Below are 22,407 nucleotides of genomic sequence, written 5' to 3' on the forward strand. Positions count from 1 at the left end.
GGATGATAAAAATGACAAACATTATTGAACAATTTAAAGTAAACGGTAAAGTAGCAATCGTAACAGGTGGTGCCATGGGACTAGGTAAAGCTATGGCAGAAGCATTAGCACAAGCAGGTGCAGATATTGTTATTGCAGACATTAAATTAGATTTAGCTCAAGAAACAGCAAAAGCAATTGCAGATAATGAAGGCGTTAAAACGACAGCATTAAAAGTAGATGTTACAAATCCAGAAGACGTTAGCAAAATGGTAGACGACGTCGTGAATGAGTACGGTAAAGTTGATATCTTAGTAAATAATGCTGGTATGACAATTAATGAAAAAGCAGAAGACGTATCTTACGAAAACTGGTTAAAAGTAATTAACTTAAACTTAAATGGTGTCTTCTTAGTAGCACAAGCAGTAGGACGTCAAATGATAAAACAAGGCTATGGTTCAATCATTAATACATCATCAATGTCAGGATTAATTGCCAATAAACCACAAGAACAAGCATCTTACAATGCATCTAAAGCAGGCGTTATCATGTTAACGAAAAGTTTAGCAATGGAATGGTCAAAATATGGCATCAAAGTAAACACAATTGCGCCAGGATACATGAAAACAGCATTAACTGAACCAATGTTTAATACTGGAGGCGAAATGATCGATTATTGGATGGGTGCGACACCAATGGGTCGTCCAGGTGAACCAGAAGAATTAGGTGGCATTGTTGTATACCTTGCATCTGACGCTTCATCATTCGCACAAGGTAGCGTATTTACAATTGATGGTGGATACACTGCATTATAATTATGTTTGGAAAAGTGCAGAGATGTGTCTATGCACTTTTTCATTATTAGTGAAAAAATTTTTTGAGAAGTTTTAATAATTCGATGATATGCATCTCAGCTGTAGGATGAAAATCCAATGCTTGAGATGCATTTTTTATATTCAAATCAAAAATTTCTTGAATGAAGTTATGCGTGCCGGTTAGGTTGGGTAAACTGTGAATAGACACTTATTAAACGGAGGAATAATGATGAAGCGCTCAATAGATCTCGGAAAGACATTAAAATCGTTAGATGGACAAAAATATGGAGCGTATAAACGAACAAAAGGTATATATGCCTTTGATCAATTTCACTTAGCAATCGATCATGTACAGGTGGATCCTTTTGCGCCACCTTCAAAAATGCGTCTTATCATTCAACGTGATATCGCCAAAATTCCAAGTGATTTATTAGATGAGAAAGATAAACGTATTGCGGTATCAGATTTCTTAACTAGAGCATTTGGCCATCAAGCTTCGGCATTTAATCGTACCGTTAAAGGTTCAGGTAAAAACGGTAAAATTTTCATCGATCATTGTGGTCAAGAAATGTTAGAACGTACATCAGTCGTAATTAATGATAAAGAAATTGAAGTGCGCATTGAAGTTGGTATGCCAGCAGCAGGACGTAAGATTCTTGGAAAAGCTGCGGCCCATACACTTATAAATGGCTTATCAAAGATAGTAGATCAAGCCATCATGTATCAAAATATTGACCAACAAGCACTTCAACATCAAGTAACATTAAAATTAGACCAAACATATATTAGGAAACAACTTGAACAACAACACTTAGTCGCTTTTGTCGCAAATAACGCCATTTTACCACGAAAAAGCGGTGTATCTGATAAGCCAATGAAAGGTGCCATTCAATTTACGAGCCCACACGCTTTCGAAACAACATTCAATTTGCCAAGTGGTCGGGCAGTCACAGGGATGTCTATTCCTGAAGGCATAACATTGATTGTTGGTGGTGGTTATCACGGTAAATCGACCCTATTAGAAGCGCTTGAACGTAGTGTCTATGACCATATTCCAAATGATGGTCGTGAATTTGTTATTACGCGTCATGACGCTATGAAGATACGAGCTGAAGATGGACGTGGAATTCAAAATGTTAACATTAGTCCATTTATAGATAACTTGCCTGGCAAGAAAGATACAACGCACTTTTCGACTGACAATGCGAGTGGCAGCACATCACAAGCAGCTAATGTCATGGAAGCATTAGAAACACAAACGTCAACGCTACTTATTGATGAAGATACATCGGCGACGAACTTTATGATTCGTGATGGACGTATGCAGAAGTTAATTGCGCCTGATAAAGAACCAATAACACCATTTTCTAATAAAGTGAGACCACTTTTTGAAGCGCATCAAGTTTCAACTATTCTAATTGTTGGTGGGTCTGGTGATTATTTTGACGTTGCTGATCAAGTCATGATGATGGATGAGTATCATTTGAAAGATGTAACTGCTGAGGCGAAAGACATTGCTCAATCAGATGGATACCAACGTGACTTACAGGCAGGTACACAATTTGGTGTGATTCCATCTCGTGTCCCTTTAGATGCTTCATTCTCTAAAAAAGGGAAAGATGATCGAATGAAAGCCAAAGGGCTACACACAGTGATGTACGGCAAAGATGCAATAGATATATCTGGTTTAGAACAATTAGTGGATGACAGTCAAACCAATGCGTTGACCGTTATGATGAATTACTTTAGACATCACCTTATAGATAATCATAAGAGTCTTATTGAGGCAACGAATCAAATGTACGACTTAATTGACGAAGAAGGCATCGAAGCGATATCTAACTTTGATGGACATCCTGGTAATTTAGCGCTTCCTCGTAAGCAAGAATTTATCGGAACATTGAACCGTTATCGTGGTTTAAAAGTAAAATAAAATAACAAAAGCACATTGCACTTGATAGTTAATCAAGCTTTGCAATGTGCTTTTAATTCGTTAAGAAAAAGTCTACAGTAATATCATCATCATAATATCTTTCGTCATATTCTTCCATCGACGTATTCGGCAGAATGCTTAGGCTTTTGACATAATCAATACCATAATCTTCGACGTAGCCACGTTGGCCATGTTTAACATAAGGCGTTACTTTAGACTTAAACTTTACAACTTGTTGTAAAAAGGGTTCTTGGTTATGAAAGTATCTCTTTGATGCATAAACCCAAACATGATCGAAATACTGACCGCCGATATTAACATCTATTAATAAAATTTTTGAGAAAATAGGCTTGTTTGGAATTTTTACTTTAGGTGTTATAGTAATATGTTCAATTCGACCTATTACGGTTACAGTTTTATTTTTCAAAGATTTCAAGCTATCGCGAGGCATACCATCACCTTCTTTTGCAAAAAATTGTAAAATTGATAACTATTACTTAAAAAAAATAATATTTAATATAATTTTACAAGAAAATGCATAAAAAGTGGTGGGATATACATTTTGAAAATACTTTATTTTAGAAGTGTATATTTATGAAATTCACTGTATATGATGATGGATGCCTTCAGCTGCACGAATACCACTAAAGATACAACCACCTAGGAAAGTGCCTTCTAATGCACGATATCCATGAACACCGCCACCACCAAAACCAGATGCTTCTCCAGCAGCGTATAGTCCTTGAATTGGTTGCATGCTTGGATTAAGTGCTTGGCCATCGAGATTCGTTTGAATACCACCGAGCGTTTTACGACTAATAATATTTAATTTTACGGCAATTAAACGTCCGTTTCTTCCACTTAATATTTTATGAGGTTTAGCAGTGCGAACGAGTTTATCACCTAAGAATTGACGTGCATTATTGATAAATGCGACTTGTGGATCTTTAGTAAATGGATTATCAATTTGTAAGTCGCGAGCTTTAATTTCATGTTTGATTGTTTCATAGTCAAGTAAGTCATTACCTGCTAAGTCATTCATTTTTCGAACTAGCGTACCTAAATCATCGGCAAGTATGAAGTCAGGTCCCTTATCCATAAAGGATTCTACTGGAGACGTTGCTTTACTACCTAAACGCTCTTGAAGTAATAATTTGATATCTTTATCAGTTAAATCTGGATTCTGCTCAGAGCCAGAAAGTACAAATTCTTTCTTTATAATATCTTCCGTTAATATAAACCATGAATAATCGTAACCTGTCTTCATGATTGTTTCTAGCGTATGCAAAGTATCAAATCCAGGGTAATCTGGTGCAGCCATACGTTTACCGGTCGCATCGAACCACATTGATGATGGCCCAGGAATGATACGAATACCATGATTAGACCAAATGGGACTATGGTTTTGAATGCCTTCAGTATAGTGCTACATGCGATCTTTATTCACGATGTTGGCGCCGGCATCTTCTGTGACTTGAATTAAACGACCGTCAGTTGAATCAGGTACGCCTTGTATCATTGTCTTAGGAGGATTACCTAAACGTTTAGGCCAATATTTTCGAATAAGTGGCATGTTGGCACCAATGCCGCCTGATGTAATTAACAACTCATCGACATCATATTGGAACGTATCTATTACGGTACGAGATGATTTCTCTCCGCGTTCAACGTCACTTGGCTCTAAAATGTTGCCAGAAATGTGAGTGACTTGATTATGTTCAATGCCAATGTCAGTCACTTGGTGACGTGGCAAGAATTTAAATTGACCTTCTAGTTCTTTTTCAAGTACGAAACGATTAAAGGGTTCCACTAATCCTGGACCTGTACCCCAAGTAATATGGAAACGTGGTACAGAGTTGCCATGACCAGAAGCTGATGCGCCACCACGTTCAGCCCAACCTAAGATAGGTGTTAAGCGAACGCCCATCTCTTTTAGATAGTTTTCCTTTTCAAAAGTGGCAAATCGCACGTACGCTTCAGCCCATTGTTTCGCCCAATAGTCCTCATCATCTGGACGGTCAAATTGTGCAGATCCTAACCAATCATTCAGTGCAAGTTCGTATGAATCCTTAACACCCAGGCGTTGTTGAATTTTAGAGTTAACTAGAAATAGCCCACCGAATGACCAATAAGCTTGTCCACCAATCGCTTGACGAGGTTCTTGATCTAACATCGTTACGTGATAGCCTTTCTTTAATAGTTCTGTCGCTGCAACTAAACCACTTAAACCAGATCCAATGACAAATATCTTTTTATTCATAAAAAACTCCTCGTATCAATTGTTATATGTAGTCTACATATTTTATCAAGTAAAGTAGGTACAGGAAAGTGAAACTAGTAATGATAGAAAACGGTTTGATAGATAATCTATTTCTAGGGGTATATACTTATATCAATAATTCTAAAAGGGGTGGATGAATATGGCATCATTAGAAGTCTTAAATCCAGCGACGAACGAAGTAATTGAAACATTAGAATATACAAGTGAAACAACAGCCAAACAACAAATTGAGAAAGCGCATAAAGCGTTCAAATCTTGGAGAGAAGTAGATGCACATGAACGTGCAGATAAGTTGTATAAATGGTTCTCTTTAATTAATGAACATAAAGATGAATTGGCAGAGTTGATTACTAAAGAGGGTGGTAAACCTTTAAAAGAGGCACAAGGTGAAGTGGATTATGCGAATTCATACGTTTCTTGGTATGCCGAAGAAGCTAAACGTATTTACGGTCGTACAATTCCAGCAAATACACCTAATAAAAATATTATTGTGAAAAAATTTCCAGTAGGCGTAGTGGGAGCAATAACACCTTGGAACTTTCCAGCCGCAATGATTACGCGTAAGATTGCGCCAGCATTAGCTGCAGGTTGTACGATTGTGTGTAAACCCGCGACACAAACACCATTAACTACTATTCGTCTCATTGAATTGGCGCATGAAGCGGGAATCCCAGAAGATGCCGTTCAGTATGTCATTATGTCTGGTAAAGATGCAGGTGAATTATTCACGAAACATCTTGTAATGCAGAAAGTTACCTTTACCGGTTCAACAAATGTCGGCAAGAAACTCATCGCACAAGCTGCTGAATCAGTTGAAAATGTCACAATGGAACTAGGTGGGCTAGCGCCATTAATCGTTCACGAAGATGCGGATATTGAATATGCCGTAGATCAAACAATTGCCTCAAAATTCCGTAATGCAGGACAAACTTGTATTTGTGCGAACCGAGTTTACGTGCACGAAGCGGTTGAAGCAGAATTTGTTAAACAATTAACGCAAAAAGTCCACGAATTAAAGGTCGGAAATGGTATGGATGAAGACGTGACTATTGGCCCATTGATTAACGAAGATGGCGTGAAGAAAGTGGTTAATCAATTGAAAGATGCAGAATCTAAGGGCGCTAAATTATCACGCTCATTAGATGAAGCACAAGAAATGGGTGGCAATTTCTTAAAACCTGTCGTCGTTTCAAATGCGAATCAAGATATGCTTGCAATGCAAGAAGAAACATTTGGACCTATCGTACCGATTGCAACATATTCAGATTTAGAAGATGCGATTCAAATGGCGAATGATACACAATTTGGCTTAGCTGCTTACTTCTTCACAAATGATTATCGTACTGGCTTCCATCTGTATAACTCACTTGATTATGGTGTCATTGGTTGGAATGATGGCGGTCCATCAGCAGCTCACGCACCATTTGGCGGTATGAAAGAAAGTGGTTATGGTCGTGAAGGTGGTACAGAGGGTATCGAACCATACTTAGAAACGAAATATTTATCAATAGGTAATATGTAGTAGATGATGTGCGCTTCTCTTTTTAGGGAAGCGCATTTTTTATAGAAAAATTCTTGTGAATTCAGTATTTTTGTTTAAAATTACTATATAAATTTTTATGAAATCGTTTACATGAATCTTTTTCAGTGAAAGAATAATATAAGATACATAAACTTAGGAGGATGTTATTTATGAGTGAAACTATTCCGGAGAAAATGAACGTTGCATTAATGCATGAACCTTATGATATTGAAATTGTCGAAAGAGATATGCCAAAAGTAGGACCCAAAGATGTCTTAATCAAGATGATGGCAGTAGGCGTTTGTGGTTCTGACGTTCACTATTATGCACATGGTCGTGTTGGTGAATTCGTAGTCGAAAAACCAATCGTATTAGGACATGAATGTGCTGGTATGGTAGCACAAGTTGGGGATGAAGTAATAGACTTTAAAGTAGGAGATCGTGTTGCTATCGAACCAGGTGAACCTTGCCGTGAATGTGAATACTGTAAATCAGGACAATATAATTTATGTCCACATATGGAATTTATGGCGACACCACCATACGATGGTGCGTTCTGTGAATATGTAAGCCATCCGGCAGACTTCCTTTATCATTTACCAGACTCAGTGACTTATGAACAAGCAACCCTTGTTGAACCATTCTCAGTAGGTTTACAGGCATGTAAACGTGCGGATATTAAGCCAGGATCAACTGTTGTGATTATGGGTATGGGTCCAGTTGGTTTAATGGCAGTTGTAGCTACTAAAGCTTATGGCGCAACAAACATTATCGTTTCAGACTTAGAAGATAATCGTTTAGAAGCGGCTAAACGTTTAGGCGCAACAACAGCAATTAATATTAAAAATGAAGACGTCGTGGAACGCATTAAAGAATTAACAGACGGTCAAGGTGTTAACTATGCAATCGAAACAGCAGGTAACCCGATCGCCTTAAGAAGTGCATTAAATTCATTAAAAGATGGCGGTACTTTAGCTATTGTTGGTTTACCTCAAGAAGATATGAACGAAATCAATGTGCCATTTATTGCGAACCATGAAATTAATATTGTGGGTGTCTTCAGATATGCGAATACGTACCCTCAAGGTATTCAAATTTTAAGTACAACAGATGCTGATATTGATTCATTATTCACACATCAATTCGAATTAAATGATACGAGAGAAGCCATGGAATTAACGCGTACAAGTAAAGGTGATGCCTTGAAAGTAATGGTGTATCCAAACGGTTTCTTAGATAAATAATAAATTTAAATACACTTTATTACATCTTAAAGTTAAGATAAATATGTATTACCCCATAGCCTCCTACCGTTCAAAGGTATGGAGGTTATTTTATGTCAGTTTAAACAGATTGTTTGATTAATCGTGCACGATTGTTTACACTTTAATTAATCGCACACGATTGAAAAGAGGTGATGTCATGAATAACGAAGATATGAAACTCGCAAATCAGCTTTGTTTTTCTGCTTATAATGTGAGTCGTCTATTTGCGAAATTCTATGAACAACAATTGAAACCATTTGGATTAACGTATTCTCAATATTTGGTTTTACTCGCTTTATGGGAACACGATAATCAACCCTTACATGAAGTAGGTAAACAGTTGGATTTGTCGAGTAATACATTGACCCCACTTTTAAAGAGATTAGAGCAGTCAGGGTGGGTTAAACGACAACGTTCAGAGGCGGATAAACGTCAATTAGTCGTCTCTTTAACGCAAAAGGGGTATGAGCAACAAGAAGCAGTCTTTGAAGCAGTCGCACAATGTTTACCTCCAGAATTTGATGAAACGCAATATAACGAAACGAAAGCAGTCTTAAGCAAATTAGAACAGTCCTTAAAAGCACTCACGAATAAATAAAAAGAGGATGAGTTAAATGAAACAATACGATGTTGTATTTATAGGAAGCGGACACGCAGCATGGCATGCAGCACTAACACTTAAACATGCAGGTAAAGATGTTGCCATTATTGAAAAAGATACGATTGCAGGTACATGTACAAATTATGGTTGTAACGCTAAAATCTTACTTGAAGGACCTTACGAAGTGTTAGAAGAATCAGCACAATATAACGGTATTATTCAATCACAAGACTTGCATGTGAACTGGGAAAATTTAATGGATTATAAAAAGCAAGTGATTAATCCAATGAATGGTATGTTAAAAGGGATGTTTGAACAACAAGGTATCGATGTTTATATGGGTGCTGGTGTAATTAAAGATGAGCACACAGTGACAGTGAACGATGAGGAATTACAAACTGAAAATATCGTCATTGCGACAGGTCAACATAGTAATAAATTAGATATTGAAGGTAAAGAATTAACTCATGATAGTCGTGACTTCTTATCTATGGATGAACTTCCAAAACGTATGACATTTATAGGTGTCGGTATAATAAGTGTGGAATTTGCATCAATAATGATCAAATCAGGCATAGAAGTGACTATGATTCACCACTCTGATAAACCACTTAAAGGTTTTAATCAAACACACGTAACACAACTTATTAAAAAATTAGAAGACGAAGGCGTACATTTCTACTTTAATGAAGAGACGCAAAAAGTAGAAATAGCAGGCGATGGATACAAAGTTACAACTGAATCTGGCTTAACGATTGAAACAGATTATGTCTTAGATGCGACAGGTAGAAATCCAAATGTAGAAGGTATTGGATTAGATCAAGTAGGTATTGAATATAGTAAGAAAGGTATTTCAGTAGATGGTCATTTAAGAACAAATGTGAGCAATATTTATGCAAGTGGCGATGTCTTAGATAAAGCTATACCTAAATTAACACCAACAGCGACATTTGAATCAAATTATATTGCGGCTCATATTTTAGGAATGACGCAAGATGAAATACAATACCCAGCGATTCCTTCAGTATTGTACTCGTTACCACGTCTTTCTCAAATTGGTGTTAGTGTTCAAGAAGCTGAGCAAAATGAACGTTACACAGTTAAACACATTCCGTTTGGTAAACAAATGGTATTTGAATATAAAAATGAAACGGATGCAGAAATGTATGTCGTTTTAGATGAAGAGAAACGACTTGTTGGCGCAGATATATATGGCGTCGATGCAGCTGATTTAGTAAACTTACTCGTATTTATTATTAATCAACGCATGACAGCACAAGATTTAAATCAATTAATCTTTGCTTTCCCTGGTGCCTCTAGCGGTGTCATTGATATGTTAAAAGTGAATATGCTGTAATTTAATATAGATAAATAAAGATGCCTACATATTGGAATCAAAGCGTTATTGTTCCAATCATGTAGGCATCTTTATAAATTTTACTATGCGGGTAGACTAAGATTTTACTTTTGAGATTCTAAGAATTTTTCTGCTACGGCTTTACCAGATTGTGGATTTTGGCCAGTAATAATGCGACCATCAGCGACTGCAAACTCAGTCCAGTTATCACCTTGTTCATAGTTTGCACCACGATTTTTAAGTTCATCTTCAGTAAGGTAAGGAACAACGTCGGCTAAGCCAACTGCTTGTTCTTCACTATTTGAGAAGCCAGTAACCGTTTTGCCATCGATAATATGTTTACCTTCAGCATCTTTTACATTTAATAAGCCAATTGCACCATGGCAAACAGAAGCAACAACATCGTTATTTTCATAAATTTCTTGAGTTAGCTTTTGTAAATCTTCATTATCTTTGAAGTCCCAAATTGTACCATGACCACCAGCAAAATAAATGACATCATAATTTTCAGCTTTAACTGCGTCAGGTGTAACTGTATGACCAAGACGTGTCATAAAGTCCTTATTCTGATAATATTCCCAGTCTAAATCTGTCATCATATCTTCTTGTAAACTTTGAGGGTCAATGGCAGTATATCCACCTTCTGGACTGATATAATGTACTTTATAACCATTTTTATATAAGACATCCGCGAAATGAACAACCTCACCAAACCATAATCCAGTTGGACGATTCATATCAGGATATTTCGTTACACTTGTTACTACAACTAATGCTCTTTTTGTATTCATTGATACGCCTCCTAATTTTATACTACGTTCAGTCTACCCTTTTCGGAAAAGTAAGAAACTGAAGAGGTCGTGAATTAAATATAATATGTTTCATGTAAAACGATGTAAGATGTATTCGTTGTTAGTCCAACGCAACTTCAATATACTTTATATAATAACTATTTTTTAATGAGAGGAGGAATTTGAATGGCACAAAACAAAGGAAAATTAAAATGGTCAAGCTTAATTATGGGAACGTTACTCTTAATTGTTGCAGTTATCATTTTCAGTTATCCTGTTAAAAATTTCTACACACTTACTTGGCTTATTGGCTTATTTATTCTTATTAATGGAGTGATTCAACTATTATTCCGTCGTGCTGCGAGAGCGCTTGCCGGTAGCAGTTCAGGATTAATTGTTGTCATAGGAATTATTGATATTATATTTGGACTACTTGTGATATTTAACGTTGGGGCAAGTTCAACCTTCTTCATATTTATGTTTGCCGCATGGTTTATTGTAAGTTCAGTTATTGGACTAATGACCATTTCAAAACAAAGCCGTTTGAAGGGACTATCTATCATTGTTAACGCTTTAGGCTTACTATTAGGAATTATTTTACTATTTAACCCTATGATGGGGATGATTCTAGTATCAACGATGATAGCCATCACATTTGCAATTCTAGGTGTGACTTACGTTATTGATGGACTTGCGTAAGTTTAATTATTAAAAGTGAAATCAGAGAAAGTGAATTCATTAATTAGAGGTATTACAATAAAACATATTAAATATTGATTCTAGGAGGCATTCATGTGACGTACAATTTTGATGAGATCATAGACCGTCGTTCTACAAATGCGATGAATGTAGAAGGTTATAAAGGCTATTTATTTGGAGACGCAGATACTTCAGATTTAGAAGAACATGATGAACTGATTCGTATGTGGGTAGCTGATATGGATTTCGCGACACCTGAAGTTGTGTTAGATGCGATAAGAGAAAGACTCGATAAAAAGATTTTAGGTTATACCAACATATTTGGCACAGATTATTATGAGGCTTTTGTGTCATGGACAGAACGACGATTTGGTTATACATTTCCGCAAGATCACCTTGTATTTTCTCATGGGATTGTTGCAGGGTTAATTGAACTTGTAAGCTATATTTGTGACAACGACGACAAAGCGTTGATTTTAACACCAAGCTACGGTCCTTTTAAAATGGCTTGTGATAAAAATAATATTAAGACGGTATATTCTCCGATGATTAATCATAATGGATACTATGAAATCGACTTTGAAGATGTCCGTCAAAAAGTGGAAACAGAAAATATTAAAGTATGTATCTTTGCTAATCCACATAATCCAACAGGTCGTGTATGGTCTGAAGATGAATTAAAGCAATTGGGACAAATTATGGTCGATAATGACGTATGGATCATCTCAGATGAAATTCACTGCGACATTAAACGGGCCGGTCAAACACATGTACCTTTTGCTAAAGCAGTGCCAGATTACGATAAGATTGTTACCGCAATGTCTCAAAGTAAGGCATTTAATATAGCAGGCTTAATGTTCTCAAACATTATTATTCCGAATAGAAGATTATTAAAGACATGGAAGTTACATCACTTTAGTTCTGAGAATCCATTAAGTATCGTTGCGACACAGGCTGCTTATGAAAAGGGCGAAGAGTGGTTAGCTGCTATGAATGATTATCTAGACGATAACTTTAAATACCTAGCACAATTTTTAGAACAAGAACTGCCACATGCAGAATTTAAAATTCCAGAAGCAACCTACCTCGCATGGGTTGATCTAAGCTATTACATTAAAGCAAAACACATAGATGAACCAATCGCTAAATATTTCATCAAACACGCCGGCGTTATCATTGAAGGACAAGAACAATTCGTTCATAATGCAGAAGGACATATCAGAATAAACATCGCTGTTCCACGTGAAATCATGATAAAAGGACTGCAAAAGATTAAAGACGCATTAGTTTAAAAATCATAATGTCTATTGGGATGAAAAATTCATCTTAATAGACCATTTTTATGTTAAATTAGAAATTAGACATTAATAAAAAGTCAATTATAATTAAATAAATTTAAGTAAAATTTAAGATTATTTAAATAAATTTGAATATTATTAAAGTATTTGTTATAGTTATTGGTGAGGAGGAGCAATTGTGAATCAAAATGAAATACCAAGTTGGATTTTAAACCTAGATAAGGGTGATATAGAATTTATCAAAAATTTAGTTCTATACTCTGGATCTTTAAAACAGTTAGCGAAGTATTATGAAGTTTCATATCCAACTGTTAGACAACGTTTGAACAATGTCATTGAAAAAGTCAAAATGTCAGAGCAACAAGAAGATAGCTCCTTAGTTAGTTTCGTTAGAACCTTAGCAATTGAAGAAAAGCTTGAATTAAATGATGCGAAAACCATTCTAGATTTGTATAACAAAGAACGGAAAGGATGAAAGTGAACTTGGAAATTATTAAAATGTTTCTACCGGCACTATTTTTTGCAGTTGTCGTAGCGACACAATATTTTCTTTCAAGAACAGGTAATAAATTTATAGGCTCAATTATTCCAGTAATAGCCGTGATAGTAATAACTTATTTACATATTACAGGTTTTCTTCAACTGAAACTTATTGGAACAATTATATTAACCGTTATCCTCCTATTATTCTTATATGTTGAATGGGATAGAGCCCAGAAAGATAATGAAAAAAAAGCTAAAAATGAAATGAATAAAATGAAAAGTAAAGATTTAAAATAGTTCTATTAAATCACTTTTGAAAAGATAAAATGTGTTTTACTATGACCATATGTTTGCAGAGAATCGATGGAATTCTCTGCTTTTTTCATGTTTTCAAAGCGAGCTTTAAACATAAAACAACTATCTCCAGAGATTCTATAACAAAATTCAACATTCTTTTGTTGAGCAATATAATCTTTAAAGTCTTTGTATAAATTATTTTTAATCGTCAATTCGATGAGTGCTTCAATATCATATCCCAACAATGCATAATCAATTTCAATTGTATAACTTTTGATAATGCGCATATCAATTAATCTATGTATACGATCCCTTGTTGCAGGTACGGATAGATTTACTTTTTGGCTAATTTCATTAAGTGATGTTTTACTATTTTTCAATAAAATTTCTAACAGCTTTTGATTTGTTTGGTCCACCTACACTAACTCCTTAAAAATTTAAAATAATTGAATTAAATTCCTTATAAATATTAAGTCTAAAATGAAAATTTAGCAATAAAATATAGGTTAAGGAGGAATGATAATGTCTATTATTAATGATTCAAGTATAGGTAACACGCCTTTTCAAAAATTATTAGGTCATCAAGAAGAATTAATGCAATCATGGACACAGCTAAGTGATGTGTTAGAAAATGACGGCGCACTTAACAAAGAATTAAAAGAAGAGTTAAGAAGAATGTTAGCGCAAAAGAACGGTTGTCAGTACTGTAAAGCTAAAGGTCAACCTACCGGCAGTCTTAAAGATGAAAAATCGTCCGTTTGCATAGGATTTACAGAAGTGTTTATTAAGATGGGTGACCAAATTCCGGACAATATTATTAACGTACTTAAAGACAGTTTAACAACAGAAGAAATTGTTGAACTCATTGCATTTATTACATTCACAAACGCACAACAAAACTTTGGCGCAATAATGAAATTGCAGCCATAAAAAAACCTCTAGCCAACTTGGTTAGAGGTTTTTTTATTTGAGTGAGTAGCAAGATAATCTTCCAAATCTTATAAAACTTATATGAAATAATAGAAATAAGTATATAAAAATTTAATTTTACAATTATTTGAAAATTCAAAATCATGAGTATAGAATGTAATTAAAGAAATGAGAAAACGCTTACATTAAGAATATGGCATATCTCATTTCTATGTTTTTACAGAATGTTTTGGGATGCACAACGATATGATCTTACGGAAGTGGGTGATAGTGATGACGGACTCATATGATTTGATTGTGGTTGGTGCAGGACCTGGTGGATATGTTGCCGCTATTCGCGCTGCACAATTAGGTCAAAAGGTTGCAATTGTAGAGAAAACAAACGCAGGGGGGACTTGTTTAAACGTAGGTTGCATACCTTCTAAAACACTACTCGAACATGGAACGAAAGCACATGATATACGTAAGGCTAATGATTGGGGAATTGAGACGCAAGCGATGAAAGTGAATTTCTCTAAATTAGTGCAACGTAAACAACACATTGTTAGCACGCTCACAGGTGGTGTGAAGCAATTATTAAAGAAAAACAAAGTTACTTTCATTAAGGGTGAAGCTACTGTAACAAAAGATTTAGAAGTTAAAGTTAATAATCAAACATATCAAGCGAAAGATATTATTCTAGCAACTGGTAGTAAACCTTTTATTCCACCTATTGAGGGATTAAATGACATAAAGTATGAAACGACAGACACATTTTTTGATATAGAAACGTTGCCTAAACAACTCGCAATTATTGGTGGCGGTGTTATCGCTACTGAGTTAGCATCCTCAATGGCTGACTTAGGAGTCGAGGTTACAATGATTGAAGTTAATGAAGATATTCTTCTCACCGAGATTGAAGAAGTACGTGAACTGTTAAAGGACCATTTGAAGAATCAAAGTATAAGAATTTTAACAGGCGCAAAGATATCTAAAGTAACAACCTCTAAAGTGATTTTGGATAATCATGAAGATGTGTCATTTGATACTTTATTAGTGGCAACTGGTCGACAACCGAACATCAAGGTAGCTGAAGATCTAGATATCGATATGGATGGTAAATTTGTACAAGTCGATGAACATTATCAAACAACAATTAATCATGTATATGCTATTGGAGACCTTGTTAAGGGCTATCAACTTGCACATTCAGCGAGTGCACATGGATTACATGTTGTTGAAACTTTGGCTGGATTAAAACCAATGCCAGTATCTCCAAACAATATTACACGTTGTATTTATACTCGTCTTGAAGCAGCATCAGTTGGTTTATCTGAGTCTCAAGCTAAAGAAGCGGGTTATGACGTATCTGTTACACAATCTTCTTTTCAAGGAAATGCAAAGGCACTCGTAAAAGGAGAAGCACAAGGCTTTATTAAAATTGTGACTGATAAAGCATATGGAGAGGTCTTGGGTGCTTTTATTGTTGGTCCACATGCTACAGATTTAATCAGTGAAGTATTAGGTGTCAAAGCTTCAGAAGGTACAATGAATGAGTTATCTAACATCATTCAACCACATCCTTCTCTATCCGAAGCAATTGGCGAGAGCGCGGATGCATACTTTGGAAAAGCCATTCATATGTGATAACAGAACAAATCAATGAATGATAGGAGGAACTAACGATGGAAAAAGAACAAGCACGTTGGATTTATAAAACGATGAATGAAATTCGATACTTTGAAGAAAAGGTGCATAAAATCTTTAGTGACGGTAAGATTCCTGGTTTTGTTCACTTATACGTAGGCGAAGAAGCTGTAGCAACTGGTGTAATGTCACAACTTGAAGACGACGACTATATTACAAGTACACACCGTGGACACGGACATGCAATTGCCAAAGGATGTGACCTTAATGGCATGATGGCGGAGATAATGGGTAAACGTGATGGACTTGGTCATGGTAAAGGTGGTTCCATGCACGTTGCAGAAATAGATAAAGGAATGCTCGGTGCCAATGGTATCGTAAGTGGTGGCTTCGGACTTGCTACTGGTGCAGGTATTTCTATTCGAAATCAAGGTAAAAAGAATGTTGCTGTATGTTTTTTTGGTGATGGTGCAGCCAATGAAGGTAATTTCCATGAGGGCCTTAACTTTGCCTCAATCTTAAACCTTCCAGTTATCTTTGTTTGTGAAAACAACCAATTCGGTGAAGGTACAACACATGATTATGCCAGTGCTTCAGAAACAATTGCAGAGCGTGCTTCAGCTTATAACATGCCAGGTGTCAGAGTGGATGGCATGGATGTCGTTGAGGTTTATAAAGCAGCACAAGAAGCTGTAGAACGAGCAAAAAATGGTGAAGGCCCTACGCTAATTGAGTGTGACACGTATCGTAAATATGGTCATTTTGAAGGGGACGAACAAAAAGTTAAATCGCCAAATGATCGTAATGCGGACAAAAACGCAACAGAAGACTTTAAACGTCAAGCACTTGAAGAAGGTTGGTTAACAGAAGAAGAATTAAATGAAATTGAACGAGCTGCTGAACAAGCAGTAGAAGATGCAGTGAAATATGCAGATGAAAGTGAATTACCAGATGTAGATTCATTACACGAAGATGTATTTGCCTAAAAGGAGGTCATAACTATGAGTGAAGAACGCAAGTTAACATTTATGGGTGCAATTAACGAAGCAATCGATCAATCAATGGAACAAGATGATAATGTTATTCTCATTGGTACGGACGTTTCAGGTGGTGCAGGTGTAGAACATATTAAAGATGACGATACATTTGGTGGCGTTTTTGGTGTAACTAAAGGACTTGCGAAAAAATATAGTCGAGATCGTGTTATTGACACACCAATCGCAGAACATATTACACTCAGCTCTGCTGTAGGTGCGGCAGCTACCGGTATGCGTCCTATTGCAGAATTAATGTTCAATGACTTTATTGGATTTGGTTTAGATCCTATTTTGAACCAAGGTGCAAAAATGCGTTACATGTTTGGTGGTAAAGCTAAAATCCCACTTGTGGTACGTACAGTTCATGGCGCTGGTGCAGGTGCAGCAGCACAACATTCTCAATCGTTATATAACATGTTCGCCGCTATTCCAGGTGTGAAAGTGGTTGTGCCGTCTAATCCTTATGATGCTAAAGGACTGTTAATGGCAGCAGTACAAGATGATAACTTAGTAGTCTTTTCAGAAGATAAAACATTATTAGGACAAAAAGGTGATGTGCCTGAAGAACCTTACACAATAGAAATTGGTAAAGCAAATGTGACACGTGAAGGTGAGGATTTAACAATTGTAGTAATCGGTAAAATGGTTGCTGTTGCTGAAGAGACAGCAGAGAAGTTAGCAGAGGATAACGTTTCAGTTGAAGTTATTGATTTACGTTCTGTATCACCATGGGATAAAGAAACAGTTCTAGAATCAGTGAAGAAGACTGGTCGTTTAATTGTGATTGATGAATCAAATCCACAATGTAATGTAGCGGGAGATGTTGCATCTGTTATTGGTGATATTGGTTTTGATTATTTAGACGGACCAATCAAGAAAGTCACTGCACCGGATACACCAGTTCCATTCGCAGCAAACCTTGAACAAGCCTATATACCAAACGTAGATAAAGTATTAGATGTTGCATCTGAACTAATTGAAGACTTGAAAAAAGTTAATTCATAGGCAAGGAGGTGTTGAACGATGAGCGAAAATATTATTATGCCAAAACTCGGTATGACGATGAAAGAAGGCACAGTCGAAGAATGGTTTAAAGCTGAAGGAGACACTGTCGAACAAGGGGAAAGCGTCTGTACAATCAGTTCTGAGAAACTAACGCAAGATGTTGAGGCACCGGCTAGTGGTACATTACTCGAAATTAAAGTTCAAGCCGGAGAAGAAACTGAAGTTAAATCTGTACTTGGTATTATAGGTGATGAAGGAGAAAGTACTGAATCAAGTAGTACGACTGATTCTGATAATGAAGAATTCAATAACTCACAATCAGACGATGAAGAGCAACAAACCAACGATACAACTTCTGTAAATGAAGATGATAGTAATCATGATGAAGATACAAATATGTCTAATAATGTTAAACCCCAAAATGGTAAACGTATCTTTATATCACCACTTGCACGCAAGATGGCGGAGGATAAAAACTTTGATATCACTAGAATTCAAGGTACAGGTGGTAATAATCGTATAACAAAATTAGATATTCAACGTGTAGAAGAGCAAGGATATGATATTGAAGCAAAAAATGAGGATATGCAATCTAAAGAGGATAAGAACACTAAATTTAACAGTGCTAATGTCGGTGAAGGACTAAATCCAATGCGTAAGCGTATAGCACAGAATATGCGTCAAAGCTTGGCCGAAACAGCACAACTCACATTACATCGTAAAGTGGATGCTGACCGTTTGTTAGATTTCAAAAACAAACTATCAGCTGAACTTGAGAATGCAAATCAAGATACTAAATTGACTGTCACAGCATTGCTAGCTAAAGCCATCGTCTTAGCACTTAAAGATTATGGTGCAATGAATGCTCGATATGAAAATGGTCAACTTACAGAATATGATGATGTTCATTTAGGTGTGGCAACGTCACTCGACGAAGGGTTAATGGTACCAGTTATAAATAATGCAGACACTAAAAGTATTGGTGCTTTAGCTAAAGAGATTAAATCTTCAGCAGAAGCGGTACGTGATGGTAATACAAATGATGTTAAACTGTCAGGTGCTACATTCACAATCACCAACATGGGTACGAGTGGCATCGAATATTTCACACCAATTCTTAACCTGGGTGAAACAGGAATCCTAGGTGTAGGTGCACTTTCTAAAGAAGTTGTACTTGAAGGAGATAGTGTTAAACAAGTATCACGTATACCGTTAAGCTTAACGTTTGATCATCAAATTCTTGATGGTGCGAGCGCTGCTGATTTCTTAAAAGTATTAACTAAATATATTGAAAATCCATATCTATTAATTCTTTAATAACAAATATATTTAATTTGATTAAGACCCTCAGTACACAAAAAAGTGCTGGGGGTATTTTCATGTCTCGAACCACACTTCCAATCCTTTCGCACAAAACAAAGCCCTATATTGAAAAAGTAAAAATTCTGTCACTTACGTTTATTTGAAATTATAAAAATATAACTCTAATATATAATTGAAAGGGTATAAAAGCGCTTACACATTAAACAAGTGGTTATGTTCATAACAAAGGTTATTAAGGGATGAAAACAACTTCAAAGGTGAAAGGGGTACAAATGATGTCTAAATCGTATGATTTGATCGTTATTGGAGCAGGACCTGGAGGTTATGTCGCAGCAATTCGAGCAGCACAACTAGGCAAAAATGTAGCGATTGTTGAGAAACAGCACGTTGGTGGTGTATGCCTCAATGTAGGTTGTATACCGTCGAAGATATTTTTAGAATATGGTGCTAAAGTGAGAGATATTCATTCTGCAAACAATTGGGGAATTAAAACGAATCACATAGACATTGATGTAACTAGTCTCGTACAACGTAAAGATCAAGTGGTTAAGACAGTGACTGATGATGTTCGAGACGCATTAAGACAACACAACGTTGATTTTATTGAAGGGGAAGCAGAAGTATTAGAAGGATTAAAAGTTCAAGTCGATCAAACTATTTATACCGCGAAAGATATTATTTTAGCGACAGGAACAAAGCCATTCGTACCACCAATCGAAGGGCTAGATAAAGCGCACTTTGAAACAGCTGATACATTTTTCGACATGGAACAGCTGCCGAAACAACTTGTGATTATTGGCGGCGGCGTTATTGCCTCGGAAATAGCCTCATCAATGGCTGATTTAGACGTAGATGTTACGATTTTGGAAAAGGGCGATAGCATCCTATCTAGTGAAATTAAAGAAATACGTGACCATCTATCCACCTATTTGCAACAACAAGGTGTTAACATCATCACCAATTCAGAAACTAAGAAAGTGAATGCCAAGACTTTGGAAATTGATGGAAAAGATGGCCCTAAAGAAATTCTATATGAAACATTGCTCTTTGCGACAGGGAGACAACCCAATGTTCAAGTTGCTAAGGCGCTTAATTTAGAACAAAATGGCAAATGCTTACAAGTTAATGAACATTATGAAACTAGTTACGCACACGTCTATGCGATTGGTGATTTAGTGCCAGGCTATCAGTTAGCACATACTGCAAGTGCACACGGTAAATATGTGGCAGAATATATTGCAGGCAAACAACCAGAACCGATAAATCAAGAGGATATACCAAGATGTATTTATACAAGATTGGAATCTGCGTCAGTAGGTTTATCAGAATTACAAGCACAAGAGGCGGGTTATGAGGTTGAAGTGACGACTGCACCTTTCAGAAGAATCCTAAAGCAATCTTAAAAGGTGAAACACAAGGAATGGTTAAAATAGTAGCGAATAAGCAGGATGGTAAGATTTTAGGTGGATTTGTCGTTGGACCTCATGCGACAGATTTAATTAGTGAAATCTTAGGCATTAAGGTTTCGGGCGGTACATTAAACGATATTTCTCGAATTATACAACCACATCCTTCACTATCGGAAGTGATTGGTGAAAGTGCAGATGCATCTTTTGGAAAAGCAATATATCATTAAGTAAAATCGATTATGATCTTTTAAAGTCTTAGTAAAATACATTGATAATCTATACCTTTTAACGCATTAGCGTTTTGATTAAAAACACATAAAACGAATTATAATATATAAGTTACTAGCATGAAAAATCCCCAGGCTCGTCAAAATTGCTGGGCGTTTTAATGTGTTATTTATGTAACTCGTTAATTAACGTAGCGATTAAAATGTTAAAGTAAATTAAATTGTTTAAGTAATAAACCTCATTCGTTAACATTACGCATTATTATTTAAACTGCAATTATTAAAGTAAATTAATAAAATGCAATTTAGCAATACTTAAGCGGTCACTATCTTTTATCGTAAGATAGTTGACTTATTTTTTAAAATACACTATCTTATATTATAAGATAGTTAATAAAAGGTGATGACATGTCAGTATCTAATCAAATGATGAAGGGGCTTTTAGATGGCGCAATACTTGGACTTATAGCTAAGGGTGAGACATACGGGTACGAAATTTTAGAGAAATTAAAAGAAAACCAATTTCCTGAAATTAGCGATGGTAGTATTTATCCTGTATTGCTTAGGTTAAGCAAGAAAGGATATGTTCACACAACCACGCGCAAATCGGATAACGGTGGACCTAAACGGAAGTATTACACGATTTCTGAAAGTGGACAAGAAGAGTTAAAAAGATTCAAAGAGAAATGGAGTTATCTTAACTCAGGAATGAATAACTTATTCGGGAGTGATGAATATGATGACTAAAGAACAAGAGGACTATATATTTAAATTAAAAGCAGAATTAATGTTTAGAGGTAAGGATGAAGATGAAGTACATGCAATTGGCGATGAATTAGAAGATCACTTTGAAACAGCAGAAGAGAATGGCGACGATGTTAGTGATATTTTAAACACATCAGTTAAAGATTATGCGGATAACTTTTCTAAAGAAATGAGCTTTACCAAAGGACTACCTAAATATTTAACGTACTTTGTGCTTTTTATGTTTGCGATATTCACAATTCCAGATTTCTTTGAAAATGACGTCACCCTAACATTAGGATATATTTTAAATACAATTTTTATCTTCGTATTAAGTGTTGTCGTACCATTATTTTTAATAAAGAAAGCTATTATGAAATATGGCGATGCTAAACGTGTATATGTCTATGCATTTATAGGAGGAATAATTCTTTTCTCACTGATGGTTTTAAGTACGTTTATTGCCAAAAGATACCCAATATATACACTTGTGACACTAAATCAAACCCAAAGCATCATTACTGGGCTCATATTATTAGCAATCGTCATGTTGCTATGTTTCATTGTTAAACAAAAACTATTTGCACTCGTATTATTTATCGTTTGCTTACCTAATATAATAGGACAAATCTTTAAAGCACATAGCCATTCTAACGAGCAATTTTTAACGATATCAATTGTACTTTATATCGTTCTAATAATCGGGATGAACATTGCATTCTTCGGCCATGCTTACTACACGAACCGAAAAGAAAAAAAACGTAATTCTTAAATGATTGATAAAA

At 35.8% G+C, this 22,407-nt stretch carries 20 protein-coding genes and 2 pseudogenes; 18 read left to right on the top strand and 4 right to left on the bottom strand.

Features of this window, described 5'->3' with window-relative positions; genetic code table 11:
• Positions 1-11 precede the first annotated feature (11 nt).
• On the top strand, positions 12-794 hold the full coding sequence (locus SBL15_RS10880) for a glucose 1-dehydrogenase (protein ID WP_016930546.1): 783 nt from the start codon (positions 12-14) through the stop codon (positions 792-794).
• 229 nt (positions 795-1,023) lie between these two features.
• On the top strand, positions 1,024-2,727 hold the full coding sequence (locus SBL15_RS10885; RefSeq protein WP_107612004.1) for an ABC-ATPase domain-containing protein: 1,704 nt from the start codon (positions 1,024-1,026) through the stop codon (positions 2,725-2,727).
• Between the two features lie 52 nt (positions 2,728-2,779).
• Here SBL15_RS10885 and SBL15_RS10890 read toward each other — a convergent pair whose 3' ends face one another.
• On the bottom strand, positions 2,780-3,178 hold the full coding sequence (locus SBL15_RS10890) for a hypothetical protein (protein WP_011274541.1): 399 nt from the start codon (positions 3,176-3,178) through the stop codon (positions 2,780-2,782).
• A 150-nt stretch (positions 3,179-3,328) separates the two neighbouring features.
• Positions 3,329-4,987: pseudogene (locus tag SBL15_RS10895) on the bottom strand (FAD-binding dehydrogenase).
• Positions 4,988-5,147: 160 nt separating this feature from the next.
• Between SBL15_RS10895 and SBL15_RS10900 the strand changes: the two are divergent.
• From SBL15_RS10900 to SBL15_RS10915, 4 genes are all read left to right on the top strand, one after another.
• Positions 5,148-6,530, top strand: coding sequence for an NAD-dependent succinate-semialdehyde dehydrogenase (locus SBL15_RS10900; RefSeq protein WP_107613573.1), 1,383 nt, complete (start codon positions 5,148-5,150; stop codon positions 6,528-6,530).
• A gap of 170 nt (positions 6,531-6,700) precedes the next feature.
• Positions 6,701-7,774 (top strand): NAD(P)-dependent alcohol dehydrogenase, encoded by a 1,074-nt coding sequence (locus tag SBL15_RS10905; protein ID WP_317955965.1) that lies wholly within the window; start codon positions 6,701-6,703, stop codon positions 7,772-7,774.
• A gap of 178 nt (positions 7,775-7,952) precedes the next feature.
• Positions 7,953-8,393, top strand: a complete 441-nt coding sequence (locus SBL15_RS10910; RefSeq protein ID WP_053041693.1) for a MarR family winged helix-turn-helix transcriptional regulator — start codon at positions 7,953-7,955, stop codon at positions 8,391-8,393.
• Positions 8,394-8,409: 16 nt separating this feature from the next.
• Positions 8,410-9,753, top strand: a complete 1,344-nt coding sequence (locus SBL15_RS10915) for an NAD(P)/FAD-dependent oxidoreductase (RefSeq protein ID WP_317955967.1) — start codon at positions 8,410-8,412, stop codon at positions 9,751-9,753.
• A 104-nt stretch (positions 9,754-9,857) separates the two neighbouring features.
• Here the strand turns inward: SBL15_RS10915 and SBL15_RS10920 are convergent, their stop codons facing one another.
• Positions 9,858-10,544 carry a type 1 glutamine amidotransferase domain-containing protein gene (locus SBL15_RS10920; protein WP_011274547.1) on the bottom strand — a complete coding sequence of 229 codons (687 nt, stop codon included), beginning with the start codon at positions 10,542-10,544 and terminating at the stop codon, positions 9,858-9,860.
• A 186-nt stretch (positions 10,545-10,730) separates the two neighbouring features.
• Here SBL15_RS10920 and SBL15_RS10925 point away from each other — a divergent pair, with 186 nt between their 5' ends.
• The 4 genes from SBL15_RS10925 (at position 10,731) to SBL15_RS10940 (ending at position 13,321) form a co-directional block, all read left to right on the top strand.
• A complete protein-coding gene (locus SBL15_RS10925; RefSeq protein WP_107612009.1) occupies positions 10,731-11,243 on the top strand; it encodes a DUF308 domain-containing protein in 513 nt (170 codons plus the stop codon).
• A 95-nt stretch (positions 11,244-11,338) separates the two neighbouring features.
• Positions 11,339-12,535, top strand: a complete 1,197-nt coding sequence (locus SBL15_RS10930) for a 3M3SH-releasing C-S lyase (RefSeq protein WP_107612010.1) — start codon at positions 11,339-11,341, stop codon at positions 12,533-12,535.
• A 184-nt stretch (positions 12,536-12,719) separates the two neighbouring features.
• Positions 12,720-13,016 (top strand): DUF2089 family protein, encoded by a 297-nt coding sequence (locus tag SBL15_RS10935; protein ID WP_053016180.1) that lies wholly within the window; start codon positions 12,720-12,722, stop codon positions 13,014-13,016.
• A 2-nt stretch (positions 13,017-13,018) separates the two neighbouring features.
• A complete protein-coding gene (locus SBL15_RS10940) occupies positions 13,019-13,321 on the top strand; it encodes a hypothetical protein (protein WP_313770320.1) in 303 nt (100 codons plus the stop codon).
• Between the two features lie 5 nt (positions 13,322-13,326).
• On the opposite strand, the gene SBL15_RS10945 is transcribed toward SBL15_RS10940, so the two are convergent.
• Positions 13,327-13,737 (bottom strand): Lrp/AsnC family transcriptional regulator, encoded by a 411-nt coding sequence (locus SBL15_RS10945; protein ID WP_107612011.1) that lies wholly within the window; start codon positions 13,735-13,737, stop codon positions 13,327-13,329.
• A gap of 106 nt (positions 13,738-13,843) precedes the next feature.
• Between SBL15_RS10945 and SBL15_RS10950 the strand changes: the two genes are divergently transcribed.
• From SBL15_RS10950 to SBL15_RS10985, 8 genes and pseudogenes are all read left to right on the top strand, one after another.
• The gene (locus SBL15_RS10950; protein ID WP_107612012.1) at positions 13,844-14,251 is read left to right on the top strand and encodes a carboxymuconolactone decarboxylase family protein; all 408 of its coding nucleotides are present in this window, start codon (positions 13,844-13,846) and stop codon (positions 14,249-14,251) included.
• 273 nt (positions 14,252-14,524) lie between these two features.
• A complete protein-coding gene (gene lpdA / locus SBL15_RS10955) occupies positions 14,525-15,877 on the top strand; it encodes a dihydrolipoyl dehydrogenase (protein ID WP_107612451.1) in 1,353 nt (450 codons plus the stop codon).
• A gap of 38 nt (positions 15,878-15,915) precedes the next feature.
• Positions 15,916-16,863, top strand: coding sequence for a thiamine pyrophosphate-dependent dehydrogenase E1 component subunit alpha (locus SBL15_RS10960; RefSeq protein WP_011274553.1), 948 nt, complete (start codon positions 15,916-15,918; stop codon positions 16,861-16,863).
• A gap of 15 nt (positions 16,864-16,878) precedes the next feature.
• A complete protein-coding gene (locus SBL15_RS10965) occupies positions 16,879-17,919 on the top strand; it encodes an alpha-ketoacid dehydrogenase subunit beta (RefSeq protein ID WP_317955968.1) in 1,041 nt (346 codons plus the stop codon).
• An 18-nt stretch (positions 17,920-17,937) separates the two neighbouring features.
• Positions 17,938-19,236 carry a dihydrolipoamide acetyltransferase family protein gene (locus SBL15_RS10970; RefSeq protein WP_107612453.1) on the top strand — a complete coding sequence of 433 codons (1,299 nt, stop codon included), beginning with the start codon at positions 17,938-17,940 and terminating at the stop codon, positions 19,234-19,236.
• Positions 19,237-19,517: 281 nt separating this feature from the next.
• A pseudogene (gene lpdA, locus SBL15_RS10975) lies at positions 19,518-20,878 on the top strand (dihydrolipoyl dehydrogenase).
• 408 nt (positions 20,879-21,286) lie between these two features.
• Positions 21,287-21,625 (top strand): PadR family transcriptional regulator, encoded by a 339-nt coding sequence (locus SBL15_RS10980; protein ID WP_033079817.1) that lies wholly within the window; start codon positions 21,287-21,289, stop codon positions 21,623-21,625.
• Entirely contained in the window at positions 21,615-22,394 is a 780-nt protein-coding gene (locus tag SBL15_RS10985) for a hypothetical protein (RefSeq protein ID WP_107612456.1), read from the top strand. Before SBL15_RS10980 ends, SBL15_RS10985 begins: the two co-directional genes overlap by 11 nt.
• Positions 22,395-22,407: the final 13 nt, after the last annotated feature.

Source organism: Staphylococcus sp. NWU MKU2 (genome assembly GCF_033283605.1).
GTDB lineage: Bacteria > Bacillota > Bacilli > Staphylococcales > Staphylococcaceae > Staphylococcus > Staphylococcus haemolyticus.